Annotated in this window: 13 protein-coding genes; 7 read left to right on the top strand and 6 right to left on the bottom strand. The window is 70.5% G+C overall.

The window, feature by feature from the left end:
* The first annotated feature begins 87 nt into the window (after positions 1-87).
* Entirely contained in the window at positions 88-2,334 is a 2,247-nt protein-coding gene (gene ppk1, locus QHF84_RS17850) for a polyphosphate kinase 1 (RefSeq protein ID WP_281314519.1), read from the top strand.
* Between the two features lie 12 nt (positions 2,335-2,346).
* On the opposite strand, the gene QHF84_RS17845 is transcribed toward ppk1, so the two are convergent.
* Complete coding sequence (locus QHF84_RS17845) at positions 2,347-4,665, bottom strand: peptidylprolyl isomerase (RefSeq protein ID WP_281314518.1); 2,319 nt, start codon at positions 4,663-4,665, stop codon at positions 2,347-2,349.
* Positions 4,662-5,225, bottom strand: a complete 564-nt coding sequence (locus QHF84_RS17840; protein WP_281314517.1) for a YdcF family protein — start codon at positions 5,223-5,225, stop codon at positions 4,662-4,664. The genes QHF84_RS17845 and QHF84_RS17840 overlap by 4 nt, the downstream gene beginning before the upstream one ends.
* 133 nt (positions 5,226-5,358) lie before the next feature.
* On the opposite strand from QHF84_RS17840, the gene QHF84_RS17835 reads away from it, so the two are divergent.
* Positions 5,359-6,192, top strand: a complete 834-nt coding sequence (locus QHF84_RS17835) for an MBL fold metallo-hydrolase (RefSeq protein WP_281314516.1) — start codon at positions 5,359-5,361, stop codon at positions 6,190-6,192.
* 109 nt (positions 6,193-6,301) lie between these two features.
* Here QHF84_RS17835 and QHF84_RS17830 read toward each other — a convergent pair whose 3' ends face one another.
* Positions 6,302-7,111, bottom strand: coding sequence for a sigma-70 family RNA polymerase sigma factor (locus tag QHF84_RS17830; RefSeq protein ID WP_281314515.1), 810 nt, complete (start codon positions 7,109-7,111; stop codon positions 6,302-6,304).
* A 296-nt stretch (positions 7,112-7,407) separates the two neighbouring features.
* Between QHF84_RS17830 and QHF84_RS17825 the strand changes: the two genes are divergently transcribed.
* Entirely contained in the window at positions 7,408-9,300 is a 1,893-nt protein-coding gene (locus QHF84_RS17825) for a S41 family peptidase (RefSeq protein ID WP_281314514.1), read from the top strand.
* Positions 9,301-9,494: 194 nt separating this feature from the next.
* The gene (locus tag QHF84_RS17820) at positions 9,495-10,106 is read left to right on the top strand and encodes a hypothetical protein (protein ID WP_281314513.1); all 612 of its coding nucleotides are present in this window, start codon (positions 9,495-9,497) and stop codon (positions 10,104-10,106) included.
* Positions 10,107-10,115: 9 nt separating this feature from the next.
* Here the strand turns inward: QHF84_RS17820 and QHF84_RS17815 are convergent, their stop codons facing one another.
* The 3 genes from QHF84_RS17815 to QHF84_RS17805 all read right to left on the bottom strand — a co-directional run bounded on the left by QHF84_RS17815 (position 10,116) and on the right by QHF84_RS17805 (position 13,297).
* The gene (locus QHF84_RS17815; protein WP_281314512.1) at positions 10,116-11,810 is read right to left on the bottom strand and encodes a DnaJ domain-containing protein; all 1,695 of its coding nucleotides are present in this window, start codon (positions 11,808-11,810) and stop codon (positions 10,116-10,118) included.
* A 118-nt stretch (positions 11,811-11,928) separates the two neighbouring features.
* Entirely contained in the window at positions 11,929-12,798 is an 870-nt protein-coding gene (locus tag QHF84_RS17810) for a 3D domain-containing protein (protein ID WP_281314511.1), read from the bottom strand.
* A gap of 52 nt (positions 12,799-12,850) precedes the next feature.
* The gene (locus QHF84_RS17805) at positions 12,851-13,297 is read right to left on the bottom strand and encodes a hotdog fold thioesterase (protein ID WP_281314510.1); all 447 of its coding nucleotides are present in this window, start codon (positions 13,295-13,297) and stop codon (positions 12,851-12,853) included.
* A 119-nt stretch (positions 13,298-13,416) separates the two neighbouring features.
* On the opposite strand from QHF84_RS17805, the gene typA reads away from it, so the two are divergent.
* From typA to QHF84_RS17790, 3 genes are read left to right on the top strand one after another with little or no spacing between them, the layout of a single operon-like run.
* The gene (typA, locus tag QHF84_RS17800) at positions 13,417-15,255 is read left to right on the top strand and encodes a translational GTPase TypA (RefSeq protein ID WP_348652862.1); all 1,839 of its coding nucleotides are present in this window, start codon (positions 13,417-13,419) and stop codon (positions 15,253-15,255) included.
* A gap of 46 nt (positions 15,256-15,301) precedes the next feature.
* On the top strand, positions 15,302-16,549 hold the full coding sequence (locus QHF84_RS17795; protein WP_281314508.1) for a DNA repair exonuclease: 1,248 nt from the start codon (positions 15,302-15,304) through the stop codon (positions 16,547-16,549).
* Positions 16,546-20,094, top strand: a complete 3,549-nt coding sequence (locus tag QHF84_RS17790) for a YhaN family protein (RefSeq protein ID WP_281314507.1) — start codon at positions 16,546-16,548, stop codon at positions 20,092-20,094. Before QHF84_RS17795 ends, QHF84_RS17790 begins: the two co-directional genes overlap by 4 nt.
* The last annotated feature ends 26 nt before the right edge of the window (positions 20,095-20,120 follow it).

Below are 20,120 nucleotides of genomic sequence, written 5' to 3'. Positions count from 1 at the left end.
AAGGAGACAGCCGACCTCCACGGCGCTCGCTTCTCTCGGGGCCGATCGACTGACCGAAGCGATCGGGTAGGCTAGACTGAAACCATCGTGACGTTCGAGACACCTTCCACGCCCGATGTCGCAGCTCGCCATTCGTCCCTGGTCCCGGCCGCGGGCGACTCGGATCCGACGCAGTACCTGAACCGTGAGCTCTCTTGGCTCGAGTTCAACGCCCGCGTCCTCTCCGAGGCCGGCTCGATGGAGGTGCCGCTCTTCGAACGCCTGAAGTTCCTCGGCATCTTCTTCTCGAACCTCGACGAGTTCTTCATGGTGCGCGTGGCGGGCCTGCAGGCCCAGACGCACCGCACGATCACCGAGGTCCCGCCGGACGGCATGAAGCCGCAGGAGCAGCTCCTCGCCATCAGCGCGCGGGCGCACGCGCTCGTCGACAGCGCGTATCGGCTTTGGAACACGGAGATGCTGCCGGCGCTGCACCGCGTCGGCGTGCGGATCGTGCGGCCTGAGGAGCTCGACGCCGCCGAGCTCGCGGCGCTCGACGAGCGGTTTCGCACGGACATCTTCCCGATCCTCACGCCGCTGGCGATCGATCCCGGCCATCCGTTCCCGCACCTGCGCAACAAGAGCATCAACCTCGGCATCATGTTCAGCCGCGAGCACGAGGGCGAGGAGCCCGGCTTCGGCGTGATCCAGGTGCCGCCGATGCTGAGCCGCCTCATGCGCGTGCGCGTCGACGGCTGCGGCCGGGCGTTCGTGCTGCTCGAGGACGTGATCGCGCGTCACGTGAAAGAGTTCTTCCCGGTCTCGCGCCTGCGCGGGACGTACCCGTTCCGCGTCACGCGCAACTGGGACCTCGAGATCGACGAGGAGGAAGGCGAGGACCTCCTCGAGACGATCCAGGCCGAGCTCCGCCGCCGTGATCGCGGCAACGCCGTGCGCGTGGAGATCGGCGTCGGCGGCGGCGTGGGCGCGAGCGTGCAGCGCCTCTGCCGCGCGCTCGGCATCGATCCGAACCTCGACGTCTACCGCGTCTCGGGCCCGCTCAGCATCGTGGATCTCGTCTCCATGGTGGGCGAGGAAGATCGGCGTGAGCTGCGCGACGAGCTCTTCACGCCGCAGGTGCCGGTCGCGCTGCGCGACGTGGAGGATCCGTTCGCCGTGATCCGCGAGCGGGACGTGTTCTTGCACCACCCGTACGACTCGTTCGATCCGGTGGTCGAGTTCGTCTCGCGCGCGGCCGATGATCCGAACGTGCTCGCGATCAAGCAGACGCTCTACCGCACCGGCGGCGACTCGCCGATCGTGAAGGCGCTCGCGCGGGCCGCGGAGAACGGCAAGCAGGTGACGGCGATCGTCGAGCTCAAGGCGCGCTTCGACGAGGCCTCGAACATCCAGTGGGCGCGGACGCTCGAGCAGAGCGGCGCGCAGGTGATCTACGGCCTGCTCGGGCTGAAGACGCACGTGAAGGCGATGCTCGTGGTGCGTCGGGAGAAGGACAAACTCCGGCGCTACGTGCACCTCTCGACGGGCAACTACAACCCGCACACGGCGCGGCTCTACACGGACGTCGGTCTCTTCACGGCGAACCGCGAGATCGGCGAGGACGTGACCTCGCTCTTCAACCTGCTCACGGGCTACAGCGCGCCGCCGAAGTGGAACCGGCTCGTGGTGGCGCCGCTCGGCCTGCACGAGGCGATCCTCGGGCTCATCGCGCGCGAGACCGAGCACGCGCGCGCCGGTCGCAAGGCCGAGATCGTGGCGCAGATGAACGCGCTCGTGGACGTGGACGTGATCGACGCGCTGTATTCGGCGAGCCAGCACGGCGTCGACATCCGGCTCTTCGTGCGCGGCATCTGCTGCTTGCGTCCCGGGATCCCGGGGCTGTCGGAGCGGATTCAGGTGCGCGCGCTCATCGACCGCTTCCTCGAGCACAAGCGCGTCTTCCGCTTCGCGAACGGCGGGAGCGAGGAGTTTTACTTCTCCAGCGCGGACTGGATGCCGCGGAACTTCCATCGCCGCGTGGAGGTGCTCGTGCCGCTGCTCGATCCGGCCGCGCGCGCCCGCGCCGAGGACATGCTCGCGACGCTCGAGGCCGACACGGCGAAGACGTGGACGCTCAACGCGGATGGCAGCTACACGCGCGTCGCGACGCCCGCGGGCGCGACCCCGGTGCGCTCGCAGCAGCGGTTCATGGAACTCGCGCGCGAGCGGCCGAAGCCGGCCGATGTGCTCGCGCGGGGCGGCCGGTTCCACATCTTCCAGGTGGGCCACGGCGAGGGCGGCGACGAGCTACGCCGCAAGAACGGCAAGAAGAAGAAGCACAACCCGGCGTCCTGAAAGAGACGCTCGTCAGGGTTTGACGGAGACCTTGTGCACGAGGTCTCCGTCGACGAACGAGCTCCACGCCCCCGTCGCGCGGCCGATCCACGCGTACTGACCATCGAGGTGCGGGTGCCGCGCGTGCATCACGAAGATCTGGCTCGACCCGGTGTCGCGGCCCGAGAGCGCGACGCCCACGGTGAGCGGATCGAACGCGATCGGCGAGGTCTCGCAGCGCAGCGGCGCCTTGCCCGGCGGCCCGCCGTAACCGTCGCCGAAGGGCGCGCCGAGCTGCGTCACGAAGCCCGGCACTACGCGGTGCACGACCATCCCGTCGTAGTAACCGGCGCGCGCGAGCTCGACGACACGCGTGACGGCCACGGGCGCGACATCGGCGTCGAGCACGAGCGAAGCCTCGCCGACGTCCGTCTCCAGGGTGAGCGTCACGGTGCCCGTCGCGCGCGCGTCGAGCTCCGGCGGCTTCGGCCCGCCGCCCGGCGGCGCCTTGCAGGAGGTCGCCGGTTTGCCCGAGACGAGCTCGATCGCCTTCTCTGCGTGCTTGCGGAGCTCCGGCCACGACGATCGGCAGAGCTCTTCGAGCCGCGGCAGCGCCTCCTTCAAGCCGAGCGCGCCAGCCGCCTCGATCATCGAGCTCACGTGCTCCGGATCGTTCTCCACGTCGGCGCGACCGAGCGCCGTCACGATGGCCTTCACGATCGCGGGCGAAGGCGCGCGCAGGGTGGTCTCCTCCGCGGCCTGCTCCTCGTCGCCCTTCTTCTTCTTGCCCTTCTTCTTTCGTTTCTCGGGCTCGGCCGCGAGGTTCGGCTTCCGCGCGATCACGCCCGCCGCCGTCGACACGAGGCCCGGCTCCGGCGCTGCGAGCGCGGCTTCGAGCAGCGGCCCTGCCTCGTCCGCGAGCTCTTCGTGCGTCGGCAGAAGCTCGATCGCGGCCTCGCGCGCCCGCAGATCGCCGCCCTTCGCGTGCGTGAGGAACACCGTCCGTCGTGAGCCCTCGATCGGCGCTCGATCCAGCACCTTCACCATCGCCCGCGCGCCGATCGATCCCGGCTGCCCCGGCGCCTTCGCCGTCCCCGCGTCCGCGCCGTCGACCGTCGCGAGCGCGGCCGTCACGTCACACCGCGTGAGCAGCGGATCCCGCACGTCCGCGCCCGCGAGCGCCGTCGCCGCGCTGCATCGGATCCAGGACAAGCGCCGCAGCACCGTGACCGGCGCCGAGGGCGGCGGCTCCATCGTGGCCAGATCCTTGAGCCACTTCTTCGCCTTGGTCGTCGGTTCGAGCGCGTCGAGCGTCGCGAGGAGCACGCCGATGTCCTCGCCGAGCGCGGTGAGCGCGACGGCCCCGCCCGGCGGCACGAGCGCGGGCAACGTGGACGCGAGCATGGACTGTCCCGCCGTACCAAGCCGACGGAGCGCGCGCGCGGCCTCCGCGCGTTCGGCCGCCGTGAAGAGCGTCGCCCCGCCGAGCACACGTCCGAGATCCGCCGCGGCCTCCGGGCCTGCACGACCGAGCGCGCGGACGGCGAAGATCCTGTACGGACCGGGCTCCGCGAGGCGCGCGCCCGCGACCTCGCGCAGGCGCGTCGTCACCGTGTTCGGCACGTTTTCGAGCCGGCCGATGGGGAAGAGCCCCTCGGGCGCGGGCGGCGACGACGCGCTCCCCGCCGCGAGGTTGAGCAGCGCAGCGAGCGTCTCCTCGCGGAGCCGCTCCTTCACCGCGGCGAGATCTCCCAGCGCGAATGCCGCAGCAGACGCTTGCGCCTCCGTGCCCGAGAGCCACGCGACGAGCGTCGGCTCGCTCTGCTCGGCCCCGCAGCGGCCGATGGCGCGCGCGATCGCCGTGCGGGGATCGAGCTTCACGCTCGCGCGTCCCTCGGTCGGCGCCTCCTTCGTGTCGCCGAGCGAAAGCGACCGCGCCACGAGCGCCGTGACCGTCGCCTTGTCGCCCTTGGTGCACGACGAACCGAGCCCGTAGGCCGCCCACGTGACGACCTCCGGATCCTCGTCGGCGAGCGCGCGCAAGAGCCCAGGCTGCGCGTCTGCGCCGCCGATCCGCGCGAGCGCTCGGGCCGCCGCGCGCCGCACCGAGACGTCACGGCTCTGCTGATCCGAGGTCGTGATCTCCGCGGCCGCGCGCCGATGCTCCGCGGCGAGCAGCGCTTCTTGCCGCTGCTTTGCTTCATCGACCACCACGACCGCCGCGTCGCTCGCCGCGTCCGATCCTGCATCCGTGCTCGACGTCGTGGGCCCTCCTCGGCTGCACGCGCCGAGCGCGGCGACGACGCCGATCACGAGGCCTCGAAGACCGCGCCTCGTTCCCTCGCACTTCATCGAGCGTTCTCCTCGGCGCTCCTCGCGCCGGACACACGGGGCAAAGGCTTCGGCACGGCGCGAACGAGCGCGTGCGCGCGCCGGAGAGCGCGCTTGTCGAGCCACGCGCAGACGAGCTCGTGCCCGCGTCGATACGCGCGCCGGAGGGCCCCGGCGCGCACGCCTTCGGACGGCAGCGGCCACGCATCGACGCCGAGGGCGCGAAAGTTCCGGATCGCGCGCTCCACGTGCCAGACGCACGTCACCACGAGCACCCGCCGCGCTTCTCGCCGACGCAGGATCTCGGCCGAAAACACCGCGTTTTCGTGCGTCGTCAGCGACCAGAGCTCGGTCGTCACGGCCTCTTCCGGCACCCCTGCACGGACGAGCTCTCGGCGCAAGGCTTCCGCTTCGATCTGCGCGCCCCAGCGACGCCCGCCGCTGGTCACGATGTGGGGCGCGACACCCGCCAGATACGCTTCGGCGGCCTTGGCTGCGCGGCGCGCGGCGGCGGTCGTGAGCCGACCCGACGGCAGCACGCGGCATCCGAGGACCACGATGGCATCTGCGCGATCCGACATCGGGCCGACGATAGCCGAACCGCTGCCGCTCGCCAGAAAGTCACGTAAGGGCCACCTCTCGCTTGACGTTGCGCCCGGAAGGCATTTATCACGGGGAATCGGACCAAGGGCGGGGGCCGGAAGGGCGATCAGGATGCGACTCAAGATGTGGGGTGTCCGCGGAAGCATCCCCACGCCCGGACCCGACACGGTCGAGTTCGGCGGCAACACGAGCTGCTACGAAGTGCGGGCCGGCGAGACGTTGATCATCCTGGACGGGGGCACGGGTCTGCGCCTCCTCGGGCAGAGCCTTCTCCGGGAGATGCCGATCGAGGCGTGGATGTTCTTCAGCCACGTCCACTGGGATCACATCCAGGGCTTCCCGTTCTTCACGCCGGCCTTCGTCCGCAAGAACACGATCCACCTTTTCGGCGGCCTCAACGTCTCGCGCACGCTCGAAGAGACGCTCGCGGGCCAGATGGACTACCCGAGCTTCCCCGTCCACCTCTCGGAGATGGGCGCGAACATGACCTTCCGCGACCTCTACGAGGGCGAGGTCGTGACCATCGGCCGCAAGCAAGACGTGCGCGTCTCGAACGCGCGCGGCAACCACCCGAACGGCGTCTACGCGTACCGCATCGACCACGAGGGCAAGTCGCTCGTCTACATCACGGACTCGGAGCACTACGCGATCGTGGATCCGAAGCTCCGCAAGCTCGCGCAAGGCGCGGATGTCCTGATCTTCGACGCGATGTACACGCCCGAGGAGTACGCGGGCGAGGTCGGCGGCGGCCCGAAGACGGGCTGGGGTCACGCGACGTTCGTCGCGGGCTGCGAGCTCGCGAATGCCGCGGGCGTCAAGCAGCTCATCCTCCACCACCACGATCCGCTCCAGACCGACGCGATGGTGCGCGAGAAGGAGCGCCGCGCGCGGGAGCTCTTCCCGAACACGATCGCCGCGAAGGAAGGGATGGTCATCGAGATCTGAGGGAGGACCGGGGGCGGTTTTCCCTTGGAGGTCGAACGATCTCCCTCCGCGTCGTCCCCTCATCCCCGGCCCCTCTCCTCGGCGGGAGAGGGGGGCGACGGGCTTGCTTCTAGTGGAGCAACTCGGTGAGCCGCGCGCGGACACGCTTCTTCGCGCGCTCCTCGATCTGCCGCACGCGCTCCTTGCTCACGCCGAAGTCGGCGCCGAGCTCCTCGAGCGTCGCGGGATCCTCGCTGAGCCAGCGCGCGTTCGCGATCTTCTGCTCGCGCGGAGACAGCTCGGTGACGATCTGCCGCAGCGCCGTGGCCACCTGCCGATGCTCCTCGTCCTCGCAGGCTTGATCCTCGGGCGAGGGGAGCGGCGAGGCGAGCCGGTCGAGCGGCGCGTCGCCCTCGGGGTTCTTCTTGTCGAGGCTCACGTCGCGCGCCATGAGCAGCGGCAGGAGCGCCAGCACGCGCTCGCGCGGAAGGCCGCTCTGCGCGGCGAGGACGTCCGGGTCGCGCTCGTGCGTGCGGCGGAAGATGCGCAGGACACGCCGCTCGCTCTTCGACGAGCCGAGGCGCACGATGCGATAGCCGCGCGCCACGTGCTCGCGGATCTCGGCGCGGATCCAGTACGCGGCGTACGTCACGAGCCGGCAGCCGCGCGAAGGATCGAAGCGCTCGGCCGCCTTGAGCAGGCCGATGTTGCCTTCCTGGACGAGGTCCTCCACCGGGATGCCCCAGCGCCGGTACTCGAGGGCGATGGTCATCACGAAGGGCAGACACGCCTCCACGATCCGTCGACCGGCGTCGCGGTCGCCGCTCCGGAAGCGCTCGGCGAGGTCGCGCTCCAGCTCGGGGGTCAAGGGCTCGCGCTTATCGAGCTCGCGTTGGCGCGGAGCGTGGGCGAAGACGGCGGGACTTCGGCTCTCGGCCATGGGGACTCCTCGCGCCCCGGGGCGTTCCTGCCGTCTTGCGCGACGGCGGGATGGGGAAGGCGCACGGCCCGCCAATGCAGGGCCGATGCCGTACGCAAAACAGGCTCTTTCCCGAAACCAGGCGATCTCGTTTCGCGCAAACGTCACGGGCCGCCCCAGGGGCGCGAAACGGTTGCGTGAATCCGCGCGGGCCCCCCGGGGCCCTCGGGCCCACGCGCGCTCCTCGTTCTTCGAGATGTTCACACGCCGTTTTCACCCCCGCGCCCCGGGCGTGATACATCCTCCTCCAGGCACACGTGGGCAGGCGTCTCGCAACCAGAGGGTGGTACTTCGCTGCCGCCACCGCCATCCTCGCGCTCGCAGCGCAGCGGCCGGCAGAGCCTCCAAAACCCGCGCAACGCGGCATCGCGCTCTGGTCGCTGCGCACGCTGGACGTCGCGGACGAAGAGGCCCTCGGCGCGGAGTGCGGCGCGCCCTCGGGCGGCGGCCTCGTCCTTCCGACGGGCGCGCCCGCGGCGCTCTCCTGCGAAGCCGCGCGCACGATCTTCGCGCAGGTCCGCACGAACCTCGCGGCGCCGGTCACCGACGTCGAAGCCGCAAAGTTTGCCGACGGGGTCGTCGACTGGCTCGACCCGCACGGGCTCTGGTCCATCGCGCCGGACGCGCCCGTCGCGCCGCTCGTGCGCCGTGAAGGCGAGCGGCTCCTGCGGGAGCTCGAAGCCGCGCCGAACGGCGGACCTTGCGCCGCGGCGGACGTCATCGGCGCCTCCCTCGCGACCTGGATGAAGACGCTGCGCGCGGCCTTCGACGAGGGCCTGCGCGAAGCTCGCCCGGAAGGCCGCGCTCGCCCGCCCGCCGAGGTCTGGCGCGCGGTGACCGCCGCGCCCTTCGAGGACGGGCCGATCACCCGCAACGGCCGCGAGCTCGCGCGGGAGCTCGGGCGCGAGGTCGGCGCGGCGCGGGCCGCGTATGGCGCGCCGCTCGATCCGTACGTCACCGCCGCGAGCCAGCGACTCTTCCCCGATCTCACGGCCGAGGCCTGGGGCCGCGTGGTCATCGCGGCCGCGGTGCGCGCGTACGTGCCCCAGCTCGACGCGCACGGCGCGTGGGCGCCGCTCGACGAGGAGATCTCGATCTACGACCTCGACCTCGAGACGAACCCGCCGTTGCGCCTCTGGTCCGAGATGACGCGCACGGCGCTCGGCATCCGGATCGATCGAGGCGCGCTCGCGCCGCTCCTCGACGGTGACGTCGTGCTTTCCGTGCGGGGCGTGCCGCTCGCGGGCATGAGCGTGGAGCAGGCCGAACAGAGCGCCCTCATCGAAGGCGCGCCGCACGGCCCGCCGGCATCCGTCACGATCCTCCGGCCGCACGTCGCGCATCCGATGGAGCTCGTCGTCGCGCCCGCGCCCGCGCCCGTGCGGGAAGGACCCGCGCATCCGGCCGAACCCTCGGAGCTGCCTTTCGACGTCGTCCGGTATGCCGACGGTCGCGTCGCCATCGTCACGATCCCGGACGTCCCCGACGATCTCGGCGATCGCGTCGGCGCGGCGCTCGCGCGTGTCCGCGAAGCGCACGACATCCGCGGCGTGCTGCTCGACCTGCGGGCGAACGGCGGCGGCTCGACGGACGGCGCCATCGCGGCGCTCGGCCATTTCCTCCCCGGCGCGGCGCTTTTTCCGATGCGCCGGCGTGATGGCGGCGTCGAGGTCGAGCGCGCGCCCGAGGTTCCTGCGGACGAGTCGTATTCGGGTCCGCTCGCGGCGCTCGTGGACGGCGACTCCGCGAGCGCGGCGGAGATGATCGCGGGGGCGATCGCCAGTTATCGGCGCGGCGTGGTCATTGGAGACCGTACGTATGGCAAAGGCTGCGCGCAGGAATACCTCGACGACGAGGCGCACGCGGGCGTCCTTCGTTTGACGACATTGCTCTTTTCTTTGCCGGATGGCGCGCCGGTCCAGAAAGTCGGCATATCGCCGCAAATCACGCTCTCGCTGCCGGCGGCGACGGAGCGGGAGGCGCGGCTCGCGCGGGCGCTCGAGCCCTGGCGCGGCCCCGACGTGCGGGATTCTGCGCTCGTGCGCGAGGTGCCGTGGGCGCTGCATGGCGGGCGTGTCGGTCCTTGCCGGGACGAGACGGTCTGCCGCGCGCTCCGGGCGCTCGGGACATCCGTCGCTGCGGCGCGCTGATCGTTTTGGCGCAGGCTGGGCCAACGCCGTGACATCGCGGCCTGCCTTTGCATTCGCGATGGGCCTCGAAAGAACGTGATACGCTGTGGCATTACGCTTGCTGAAGGGCGTGTCTGGAGGCCGTGATGCGATTGGCTTTGCATGGATGGTTGGGCGCAGCTTCGCTTTGTGTTTTGCTGCTCGGCGGTTGCAGCGTGACGTTCGTCGATTCGAACAATGGCGCGGGCGGCGGGGGCGGTACGGGCGGCGCGGGCGGTATGGGCGGCTCGGGGGGTATGGGCGGCGCCGGTGGCAGCAACAGTTCGTCGTCGAGCGGCGTCGGCGGTATGGGCGGCGCCGGCGGCAGCAGCGGCGCGGCGTGTGGTGGATTCGCCGGGACCGTGTGTGGCCCCGACGAGTGGTGCGACTTTCCGAATGATCGGTGCGGCGATACCGATCTCACCGGCATTTGCAAACCGCGGCCGTCCGGTTGCCCGGACGCTTATTTCCCGACCTGCGCGTGCGACGGCACGGTGTATGGCAATCCCTGCGACGCCGCGCAGGCGGGCCAGGACGTCTCGGACCTCGGCAATTGCATGCCGCCCGAGGGGCGCTTCTCCTGCGGCCACAACTTCTGCGATCTGGCCACGGAGTATTGCCAGAAGACCACGTCGGACGTCGGAGGTTACCCCGATTCCTTCCACTGCGAGCCGCTCCCCGCCGGCTGCAATCCGCCGCTTTGCGGGTGCTTGAACGACCCGTGCGTGCAGTTCTCCTGCGACGACACGTCGAGCGGCGGCATTCTCGTCACGTGCCCCGGCGGCTGAGGCGGATGCTCAACGCTTCTTGTTGAAGAGCTTGCCGAGCAGGCCCCGGCCGGGGTTCGAGCCGGGCCCGTCGTCCTCGGGCGGGTGCCTCATTTCGTAGAGACGCACCTCGCGCGCCGCCTCGATGTTCTTCGGGCTGACGACCGTGACGCGTTTGAAGTCGCGGTACGCTTGGTGGACACGCCCGGCGAGCTTGAGCAGCCGGCCGCGGTAGAGCAGCGCCTTCTCGTAATCGGGCTCCGCCCGGAGGACGCCGTCGAGCTGCGTGATGCAGTCGTCGTAGACGTTGTTCGTCTTGCCCTCTTCAGGCACCGGCGGGAGCGGCCGCCGGCTCGCCACGACCCAGGCGAGCAAGGCAATGTACGCAGGCTGCTCGGGATCGGCGGCGACGGCGCGCCGCACGCAGGCCTCGCAGGCGGCGAGATCGTTCTTTCGGAGGAAGACCTCGGCCTTCTCGAATTCGAGCGCGGCATTCACCGCGCGCTCGACCTGGGCCTGCTCGTCGACGGCGCCGGCGTTGAGCGACGCGAGGTACTGGGCGCGCCCCGCGTCGTCCTTCAGCGCCTCGTAGGCCCCGTTGATGGCCGCGAAGAGCCGCGCCACCCGGGGCTTCAAGTCGTGCAGGTCCCTCGGAAGTTTGTCCGGATGGTACACCAGCGCCAGCTTGAAGTACGCATTCCGGACGTCGCTCGACGTCGCTTCGCGCGGGACGCCGAGCATCTGGAAATGGTCCTCGTTCGGCGCGGAGGCGAGCTTGGCCTCGATCTCGGCGCGGCGTTTCTCGTTGTTCGGGGGCGCGGCCTGCACCTGGACGGGCGGCATCGGCCCGGTCAGGTCGGACGCACGTTTGACGGCCTGCAGCGGCCCGGTCCCCTCGCGCTTGACGGCCTGGAGAGGCCCCGTCGGGTCGGCCGCGCGGATCACCTCGTCCCGCGGACGTGTCCCGGTTTGATCCACGTACTGCAGGCCCGTCGTGCCCGTCGTCGGTCGCCACCCGTGTGGATCGGAGGCCATCGCGGCGCGCGCGGCGACGGCGCGCTCGAGTCCGACGGGGGGGCGCGTGGACCCGCCGAAATCCAGGTGCCGCGTGATCGTCATCCCGTAGACCACGCCGCGCACGATGCGCGGGGGCACGCCGCTCGTCTTCACGAGGTCGGCGAGCGTCGTCCGTTGCTTGCGCAGCCGCTCGACGAGCGCGCGCTCCTCGGGCGTCAGCCGGAACCGCTCCGGCGTCGCCCCGTTCGCGATCCCCATCGGGACGTCGTCGATCCGGCGGAGCGTCGCCTCGGCCTGCGGCGCGCCGACGAACGCGCGCGCGCCCGCCATGATCACCGCGAGCGGCTCGACGCGCGGCACCTCGGCGCCTCGCTCCGCGAGCAGGTCTTGCCCCGCGTAGAACGCGTAACGCGTGTCGGCCTCGACCTCGCAGAGCTTGATCATGGCGCGTTCGAGCGGGGTTCGTTCGGCGTACCGGGTGCCCCCGAGGTCCATCACGCGCGTCGGTGTCCCCTCCTCGAACGACACCGCGGCGCGCGCGCCCGTCTTCGTGGTCAGCACGAGCGTGCCCGAGAGGGTCTTGTCGAGCAGGTAGACGTAGAGGTGCAGGAGCGGCGTCTGCACCAGGTTGGCTTCCGCCGTCGGCACGAGCCCCGGCGGGACGACGAGGGGCAAACCGGTCGTGGGGGCAGGGGGCGAAGCAGCCATGCGCGGCGACTCGGCCGAAGCGTGCCAGGCTGCGCGCGAGGGCGCAACGGGGCACTCCGATGACCGTGTGGATTTCGCGGGCGTCTGGAAAACGGTTGGCGCGGCCGCAATCCGCGGCTCAGGGCCCGCGGGCGACGAGCGAGCGGCAGCGTGCGTCGTCTGCGTAGACGCGTACGCCGCGGTTCGAGGGCACGAGCGCGTTCAGGCGGATCGTCGCGGCGGGATCGCCCGTGAAGACATCGATCTGCCTTCCGACGACCTTCATGCCGCGGTCCTCGGCGACGAAGCAGCCGTCGTGGCGGCCGCCCTCGGGCAGGCTCACGCCCTTGAACTCGGGGATGAAGAGCACGGTCCCGAGCGGGATCACCGAAGAGTCCACGGCCACCGAGCGCAGCGGCGTGATGGGCTTGCCGAGCGCGCCGCGGCCCGTGGGGAAGCGGGCGGGGTCGAGCCGTTCGAAGCAGATCTTCTGGTTCGTGCGCGGGCAGACCGCAGCGCAGTCGCAGTCGCGTTTGGCGAAGCTCACGGTCTCGCCCGTCGAGAGGCGGCCGCTGCCCTGCACGCAGACGCGGTCGTGGAAGTCCTGCGTGACGTTCGTCAGCGCCTTGCAGCTCGCGTCGTAGATCGTCGCGTTCTTCGGGCCCGCGTCTTCTTTCGGGAAGTCGTAGTACGTGTTGCGGAAGCGCTCGCCGTTGCGGAAGGCCGCCGCGGGCCCGGCGGCCGAGCCTTGCGCGGTGATGGCCACGACCTCCTCAGCGTTCGACGTAGGAGCGTCCGCGGGCGCGGGGTCGCGCGGCGTGAACGGCGTTCGTTCGGGCGTGCTCTCGGCTTGGAGGAACCCGGCCCGCGCGTTTCGCGTGTCCGACCAGCCGCGATGCTCCGCTTCTCGCGCGGGCTCGCCTTCGCCTTGCACCCAGGCTTGCCCGGCTGCGGTCGCGCACGCGGCGCCCGAGAGGCAGGCGACGAGCGCCATGGTCAAAGGTCGCATGCGACGAGGATACCCTCGCTCGCCCGCCGATGGCCAAGAGGACGCCGGCTCGTCAGGCGTCTCGGGTTGGCTGCTTCGGATTCTTCAGCGCGTAGACGCCGCGAGCCGTGGCGACGAGCTCGGCCGCGGCGCTCGGGTGATAGAGCCGGATGTCGGCCCAGCCGAGCTTCGCGCCGACGCGCACCGTGGTGGCGTCACCGACGAGCGTCTCGCGCCTCCCTGGCCGGAGGTAATCGACGCGCAGATCCACCGTCGAGACCCGGCCGAGCGCGGGGTTTTCGATCGCGGTCCACACGCAGAGCCCGCCTGCGGTGTCGGCGAGCATGCTGATCACGCCGCCGTGGATCGCCTGACGAACGGGGTCACCGATGAGCTCGTCGCGCCACGGGATCGACAGCGTCACGTGGCCCCGCGCGAGGTGGTCGACCTTGAGGCCGATCCACTTGTTGAAAGGGATGAGCTCCTCGGCGAGCTGCCGAAAGACGTCCAGATCCAACATTTTTTTCGGCCCGCACGATGCCGGAAAAGCGCGTGTTCTGCCAGGCCGCCGCGCGTGTAAAGCCCGCCGGGTTCGCTCGCCTCGTCACGAAGCGCGTGCTAGGAGCGGCGCCGCAAAACATGGCCCGCAAGGATCTCCGCAACATCGCCATCGTGGCCCACGTCGACCACGGTAAGACCACGCTCGTCGATCACATGCTCCGCCAGGCGGGCGCTTTCCGCGACAACGAGGTGGTTGCCGATCGCGTGATGGACTCGAACGACCTCGAGCGCGAGCGAGGAATCACCATCCTTGCGAAGAACACGAGCGTCCGCTGGAAGGGCGTCAAGATCAACATCGTCGACACCCCGGGACACTCCGACTTCGGCGGCGAGGTCGAGCGCACCCTCATGATGGCCGACGGCGCGCTCCTGCTCGTCGACGCGGCCGAGGGGCCGCTCCCGCAGACGCGCTTCGTGCTCTCGAAGTGCCTCGAGCGCGGCTTCCCGCTCATCGTCGTCATCAACAAGATCGACCGCCAGGACGCCCGCCCGCACGAGGTCCTCTCCGAGGTCTTCGACCTCTTCTGCGACCTCGGCGCGAGCGACGCGCAGACCGACTTCCCCACGGTCTACGCGATCGGCAAGCTCGGCCAGTGCAAGCGCGAGCTCGAGCACGAGCTCACGAACCTCGTGCCGCTCTTCGAGACCGTCCTCGCGCGTGTCCCCGCGCCCGAAGGCGACCCCGAGGAGCCGCTCCAGGTCATCGTCTGCAACACGACGCACGACGACTACGTCGGCAGGCTCGCGGTCGGGCGTATCGTGCGCGGCAGCATCCGGCAGGCCGGCGAGGTCGTGGTCCTCGGCGAGAACGGCAAGGTCACGAAGGGCGCGGTGAAGGCGCTCTTCACCTTCGAGGGCCTGAAGCGCGTCAACGCGGAGAGCGCGCAGGCGGGTGAGGTCGTGGCCATCGCGGGGCTCGAGGTGAACATCGGCGACACGATCGCCGATCCCCAGCGCCCCGAGGCCCTCGAGCGCATCGTCGTCGAGGAGCCGACGATCAAGATGAAGATCGGCGTCAACACCTCGCCGTTCGCGGGCAAGAGCAAGCAGTCGAAGTTCTTGACGAGCCGTCAGCTCAAGGATCGGCTGGAGCGCGAGGCCCGGAAGAACCTGGCGATCCGCGTCGAGCCCACGGACTCGCCCGACACGTTCCTCGTGCTCGGCCGCGGCGAGCTCCAGCTCGCGATCCTCGTCGAGACGATGCGGCGCGAGGGCTACGAAATGCAGCTCTCGAACCCCGAGGTCGTCACGCGCGAGATCGATGGGCAGGCCATGGAGCCCGTCGAGCTCGTGGTGATCGACGTGCCGGAGACGTACGTCGGCGTCGTGACCGAGCGGCTCTCGACGCGGCGCGGGCGCATGGTGAAGATGACGAACCCCGGGTTTGGCCGGGCGCGCCTCGAGTTCCAGGTCCCGTCGCGCGGGCTCATCGGCTTCCGCGGCGAGTTCCTCACGTCGACGCGCGGCACGGGCCTGCTCAACACCATGTTCGACGGCTGGACGCCGTGGGGCGGGCCCATGATGCGCAGGCCCACGGGCGCCATCGTCGCCGATCGCGCCGGCGTCTCGACGCCCTACGCGCTCCACCACCTCCAGCCGCGCGGCACGTTCTTCATCGTGCCGGGCGTCGAGGTGTACGAGGGCATGATCTGCGGCGAGCACAACCGCCCGAACGACACGGACTGCAACGTGATCAAGGAGAAGAAGCTCTCCAACATCCGCAACCACGGCAAGGACGAGAACGTCCTGCTCGCGAGCCCGAGGCTGCTCACGATCGAGACCGCGATGGAGTGGATCGACGCCGACGAACTCGTCGAGGTCACGCCGGAGGCGGTGCGGGTGCGGAAGAAGGTGCTCGCGGTGAACCTGCGCGATCGGCGTGAGGACGCGATCGAACAGGCGCAGGCCGTCGAGTAAATCGATCGACCGAGCGGGGCGCCGCGGGTAGTATCCGCGGCCCCTGATGAAGTTCTTTCACGCGGCGGACATCCACCTCGACAGTCCTCTGCGCGGGCTGGATCGATACGTAGGGGCGCCCGCGGACAAACTCCGCGGCGCGACGCGGCGGGCCCTCGAAGCGCTCGTCGAGGCGTGTATCGCCGAGTCCGTCGATTTCCTCCTCATCGCCGGCGACCTCTACGACGGCGACTGGACCGACTACAACACGGGCCTCTTCTTCGTCCGGCAGATGGCGCGCCTGCGCGACGCGGGCATTCGCGTGTACATCGTCCGCGGCAACCACGACGCGAAGAGCAAGATCCTCCGTTTGCCCAAGGACGTGCACGAGCTCCGGACCGACCGCGCGGAGACCATCGTCCTCGACGACATCGGCGTCGCCGTGCACGGCCGCGGCTACGCCCGCGCCGAGACGACCGAGGACCTCGCCCAGACCTACCCTGCGGCGCGGACGGGCTACTTCAACGTCGGCCTGCTCCACACCGCCGCCGAGGGCCGCGAGGGGCACGCGCCGTACGCGCCTTGCCGCGTCGAGTCGCTCGTGCAGAAGGGCTACGACTACTGGGCCCTCGGGCACGTGCACGCGCGCGAGGTCCTCCACGAAGAACCCTGGGTCGTGTTTCCCGGCAACTTGCAGGGCCGCCACGCCCGCGAGACCGGGCCCAAGGGCGCGAGCCTCGTCACGGTCGAGGACGGGCGCGTGAAGTCGGTCGAGCATCGCATCCTCGACGTCGCGCGCTGGGCGGCCTGCCAGGTCGACGCCTCGCCCGCGCGCTCGCCCGACGACGTCCTCGAGCTCTGCCGCGCGGCGCTCTCGCGCGAGGTCGACGCGGCTTCGGGACGCGGCCTCTGCGCGCGTGTCGCCGTCACTGGTCCGAGCCGCGCGCACGCGGCTCTCTCGCGCGACCCCGACAAGTTCCGCAGCGAGCTCTGCACGCTCGCGAACGACCTCGGCGAGGTCTGGGTCGAAAAGGTCCAGGTCCGCACGCGCACCCTCGCCGATCTCGACGCGCTCGCCGAGCGCGACGATCCCGTGGGCGCGCTCCTCGGCAAGCTCCGATGGATCGCCGAGGACGACGTCGAGCTCGGCAAGCTCGGGCGCGAGCTCGACGACATCGCGGCGAAGCTCCCGCCCGAGTATTTCCAGGCCGAGGTGGGCCCGAAGATCAAGGAGATCGACGTCGTCCGGCGCCTCGTCTCGGAGCTACCGGACTACCTCCTGCCCGAGCTGTTTCCGGAGGGGGAAGCGCCTTGAAGATCCTCGCGCTCGAGCTTCTCCGCTGGGGGCCGTTCTCCGACCTGCTCCTCGACTTCTCCTCGCCCGCGCGCGCGCTGCACGTCGTCGTGGGCTCGAACGAGGCCGGCAAGAGCACCACGCTGCGTGCCGTCACGGGCCTCTTCTTCGGCATCCCCGAGCGCACCGCGGACGATCATCGCCACAAGAAGCCCGACCTCCGCATCGGCGGGCGTATCGGCGGTGAGAACGACGAAGAGCTCTCGATCGTCCGGACGAAGGGCCGCAAGAATACCCTACGAGATCGTACGGATGCGCCGATCGAGGAAGAGCACCTGCGGCGCCTGCTCGGCAACCTCGAACAGGGGCAGTTCGAGACCATGTTCGGCCTCTCGCACGATCGTCTCGTCGAAGGCGGACGCGCGCTCGTCGAGGGGCGGGGCGATCTCGGCGAGAGCCTCTTCGGCGCGGGCCTCGGGCAAACCGGGCTCTCGTCGCTCCTCCGCAAGCTCGAACAACGCGCCGAGGAGATCTTCGTCCCGCGCGGCCGCACGAAGAAGCTCAACCACGTCATCGAGAAGTTCAAGAAGGCGAAGGACGATCAGAAGACGTTCTCGCAGCCCGTGCGCGCCTGGGAGGAGCACAAGAAGGAGCTCGATGTGCTCCGCGAGCGCGCCGCCGCGGCCCAGGCCGAGCGGGAGAGCTTGCTGCGCGAGCACCGGCGCCTCTCGCGGATCAAGCGCGCGCTCCGTCCCATCGCCGAGCGCACCGAGATCCTCCTCTCGCTCGAAGCGCGTCGCGATGTCGTCCTCCTGCCCGAGACCGCGGCCGAGGATCGGCGGCGCGCGCTGGCCGTGATCGCCGACGCGGGCCCGTGGGAAGATCGACTCCGCGCCGAGATCGCCGAGCTCGAAGGGAAGCTCGCGTCGCTCGACGTCCCCGCGCAGCTCCTCGACAAGGCGCAAGCAGTTCGGAAGATCCAGGAGGACCTCGGCAGCCATCGGAAGGCCAGCGGCGACGGGTCGCGGCTCCGCGGCGAGCTCCGGCAGATCGAGGACGAGGTGCGCGCGATCTGCGCGCGGCTCGGCCGGTCGATGACGGCGGAGCAAGCCGAGGCCTGGCGTTTGCCGGCGGCGCTGGAGCTACGCGTCCGTGGGCTCGTCAAGCAACACGTGGCGCTCGACGCCCAGGTCCGCGCCGCCGAGAGCGCGCTCGCGACGATCGAGGCGAGGCTCGCCGAGGAGCGACAGCGCGGCGCGGGCCTGCCTCCGCTCGCCGACGTCGCGGATCTCGGGCGCGCGGTCGAACGCGCGCAGCGGGAGGGGGATCTCGACAAACTCATCCGGGAGCGCGAGCGCGTCGCCGAGGATCTCGGGGCACGCGTGCGCAGGGAGCACGCGGCGCTCGCGCTCTTCGAGCTTCCGTTCGACCGCATCGGCGCCTTGCCCTTGCCGGCGCGCGAGACCATCGAGCGGTTCGAACGTGTCTTCGCCGAGGACGAGGCGAAGACGCGCGGCCTCTCGCAGACGCTCGCGGATCGCCGCAAGAAGCTCGCGGATGTGGATCGCGAGCTCGAGCGCACGCGGCGCGGCGGTGCCGTACCGACGGAGGACGAGGTCGCGGCCGCGCGTGAGCATCGGGATGCGCTCTGGGTCTCGATGCGTCGCTCGATCTTCACGGATCCCGCCGGCGATCAAGGCGACGTCGCGATGTTCCGCGCCGCCCCCGCGCGTGTCGGCATCGAGACGGTGCTCGACTACGAGGCGCGCGTGCGGCACGCCGACGATCTCGCAAAGCGTCTGTTTCACGAGGCGGATCGAGTCGCGAAGGTGTCGACGTTGTCCTTCGAGCGCGCGAGCCTCCTCCAGGAGATCGAGGATCTCTCGGCCTCGCTCGGGGCGCTCGCGAGCGCGCGCGAGGCGGAGGGAGCGCGGTGGCAGCAGGAGTGGTCGCGCTCCGGGATCACGCCGCTCTCGCCTGCGGAGATGAAGGGGTTTCTCGTGCATTACGAGAAGCTCGCCGACGACCGCGCGCGCTGGATGGCCGCCGAGGCCGAGCTCGCGTCGATGCGCACGCTCCGCGCGGATCACGAGGAGGCGCTCGCGCGTCTCCTCGGCGCGCCGCTGCCGGGCGAAGCATCTCTCTCGGCGCTCCTCGAGCGCGCGCGTTCGGTCTGCGAGCGCGCCGCGCGTGCGCGTACGGAGCGCGAGTCCCACGACAAGGAGCTCGCGCGACGCGCCGCCGAGGCCGCGCAGCTCAAGGCGGATCTCGCGAAGAAGCAGGCCGAGCTCGACACGTGGTCGTCCTCGTGGGCCGAGGCCATGCAGAGCATGGACCTTGCCCGGACCACGCGCCCGGACGAGGCCGAAGAGGTGCTCAGGCTCTGGGCCGAGCTCACGAAGCGATGCGAGAAAGCAGGCGCGATCCGACATCGCATCGCGGGCATCGAGCAGGACTCGAAGAGGTTCTCCGCGAACGTGCTCGACGTCGTGCGTGTCGCCGCGCCCGACCTCGCGACAGAGCCCACGGAGCAAGCGGCCGACATGCTCGTCGAGCGCTTCTCCCTCGCCGAGAAGGACGACATCAAGAAGCGCGAGGTCACGGACAAGCTCGACGAGAAGCGACGCGAGCTCGAGGACGTGACGCACAAGCGCAAGTCCGCCGAGCGCAAGCTCGCCCAGCTCTTCGACGAGGCTCGCGCGACGAGCGTCTCCGAGCTCGTCGTCGCCGAGGAGCGCTCGAAGGAGGTGCGTGACCTCCGGGCGCGGCTCGAACCGCTGGAGCGGCAGCTCCTCGATTTCGGCGAAGGGCTCGGCCTCGAAGCGCTCGTCGCCGAGTGCCAGGGGCTCACGGGTGACGACGTCGCCACGGCCCTCCGTGCCGTCGAGGAGAAGATCACGGCGGCGAGTGAGGCGCGCGCCAACATCGACAAGGAAATCGGCAAACTCGAAGAGCGCCTCGCCCTGCTCGACGGCAGCGGCAAAGCGGCCGAGGCGGCGGAAGAGGCGGAGCAACACCTCGCGGCCATGGCGACCCTCGTCGAGGAGTATGCCCGCGCGCGCCTCGCTTACCGGCTGCTCGAAGACGAGATCAAGCAATACCGGGAGAAACACCAGGGGCCGATCGTGCGCCGTGCTTCCGAGCTTTTCGAGCGGCTCACGCTCGGGTCGTTCGTGGGGATTCGCGGCGACGACGAGGGTGAGGAGGGCCGGCCGATCCTGAAATGCGTGCGGCCCGCGGGAGGCCTGGTCGGCGTCGAGGGCCTCAGCGACGGCACGCGGGATCAGCTCTTTTTCGCGCTCCGCATGGCGAGCCTGGAGCGCCATTTCGAGCACAACGAACCCATTCCGTTCGTCCTCGACGACATCCTCGTCAATTTCGACGACGCGCGCTCGCGCGCCGCGCTCTCCATCCTCGGCGAGCTCTCGCAGAAGACGCAGGTCCTCTTCTTCACGCACCACGCGCGCGTCGCCGATCTCGCCCGCGAGGCCGTCCCGCCGTCCCGGCTTTGCTTGCACGACCTCGACACGCTCGGCGGGCGCGCCCGTTTGCGGCCTGCCAGCTAGAGCCTTCCCGCATTCGAATCGCGGTA

The sequence above is a fragment of the Polyangium sp. y55x31 genome (genome assembly GCF_029946505.1).
Lineage (GTDB): Bacteria > Myxococcota_A > Polyangia > Polyangiales > Polyangiaceae > Polyangium.
The sequence above is the reverse complement of the archived record's forward strand: the minus strand, read 5'-3'. Positions and strand labels throughout refer to the sequence as shown.

Coding starts and splice junctions, on each gene's coding strand:
- QHF84_RS17815 (WP_281314512.1), bottom strand. CDS start 11,810: ATGGCTGCTTCGCCCCCTGCCCCCACGACCGGTTTGCCCCTCGTCGTC.
- QHF84_RS17795 (WP_281314508.1), top strand. CDS start 15,302: ATGAAGTTCTTTCACGCGGCGGACATCCACCTCGACAGTCCTCTGCGC.
- QHF84_RS17805 (WP_281314510.1), bottom strand. CDS start 13,297: ATGTTGGATCTGGACGTCTTTCGGCAGCTCGCCGAGGAGCTCATCCCT.
- QHF84_RS17845 (WP_281314518.1), bottom strand. CDS start 4,665: ATGAAGTGCGAGGGAACGAGGCGCGGTCTTCGAGGCCTCGTGATCGGC.
- QHF84_RS17810 (WP_281314511.1), bottom strand. CDS start 12,798: ATGCGACCTTTGACCATGGCGCTCGTCGCCTGCCTCTCGGGCGCCGCG.
- QHF84_RS17835 (WP_281314516.1), top strand. CDS start 5,359: ATGCGACTCAAGATGTGGGGTGTCCGCGGAAGCATCCCCACGCCCGGA.
- typA (WP_348652862.1), top strand. CDS start 13,417: ATGGCCCGCAAGGATCTCCGCAACATCGCCATCGTGGCCCACGTCGAC.
- QHF84_RS17840 (WP_281314517.1), bottom strand. CDS start 5,225: ATGTCGGATCGCGCAGATGCCATCGTGGTCCTCGGATGCCGCGTGCTG.
- QHF84_RS17830 (WP_281314515.1), bottom strand. CDS start 7,111: ATGGCCGAGAGCCGAAGTCCCGCCGTCTTCGCCCACGCTCCGCGCCAA.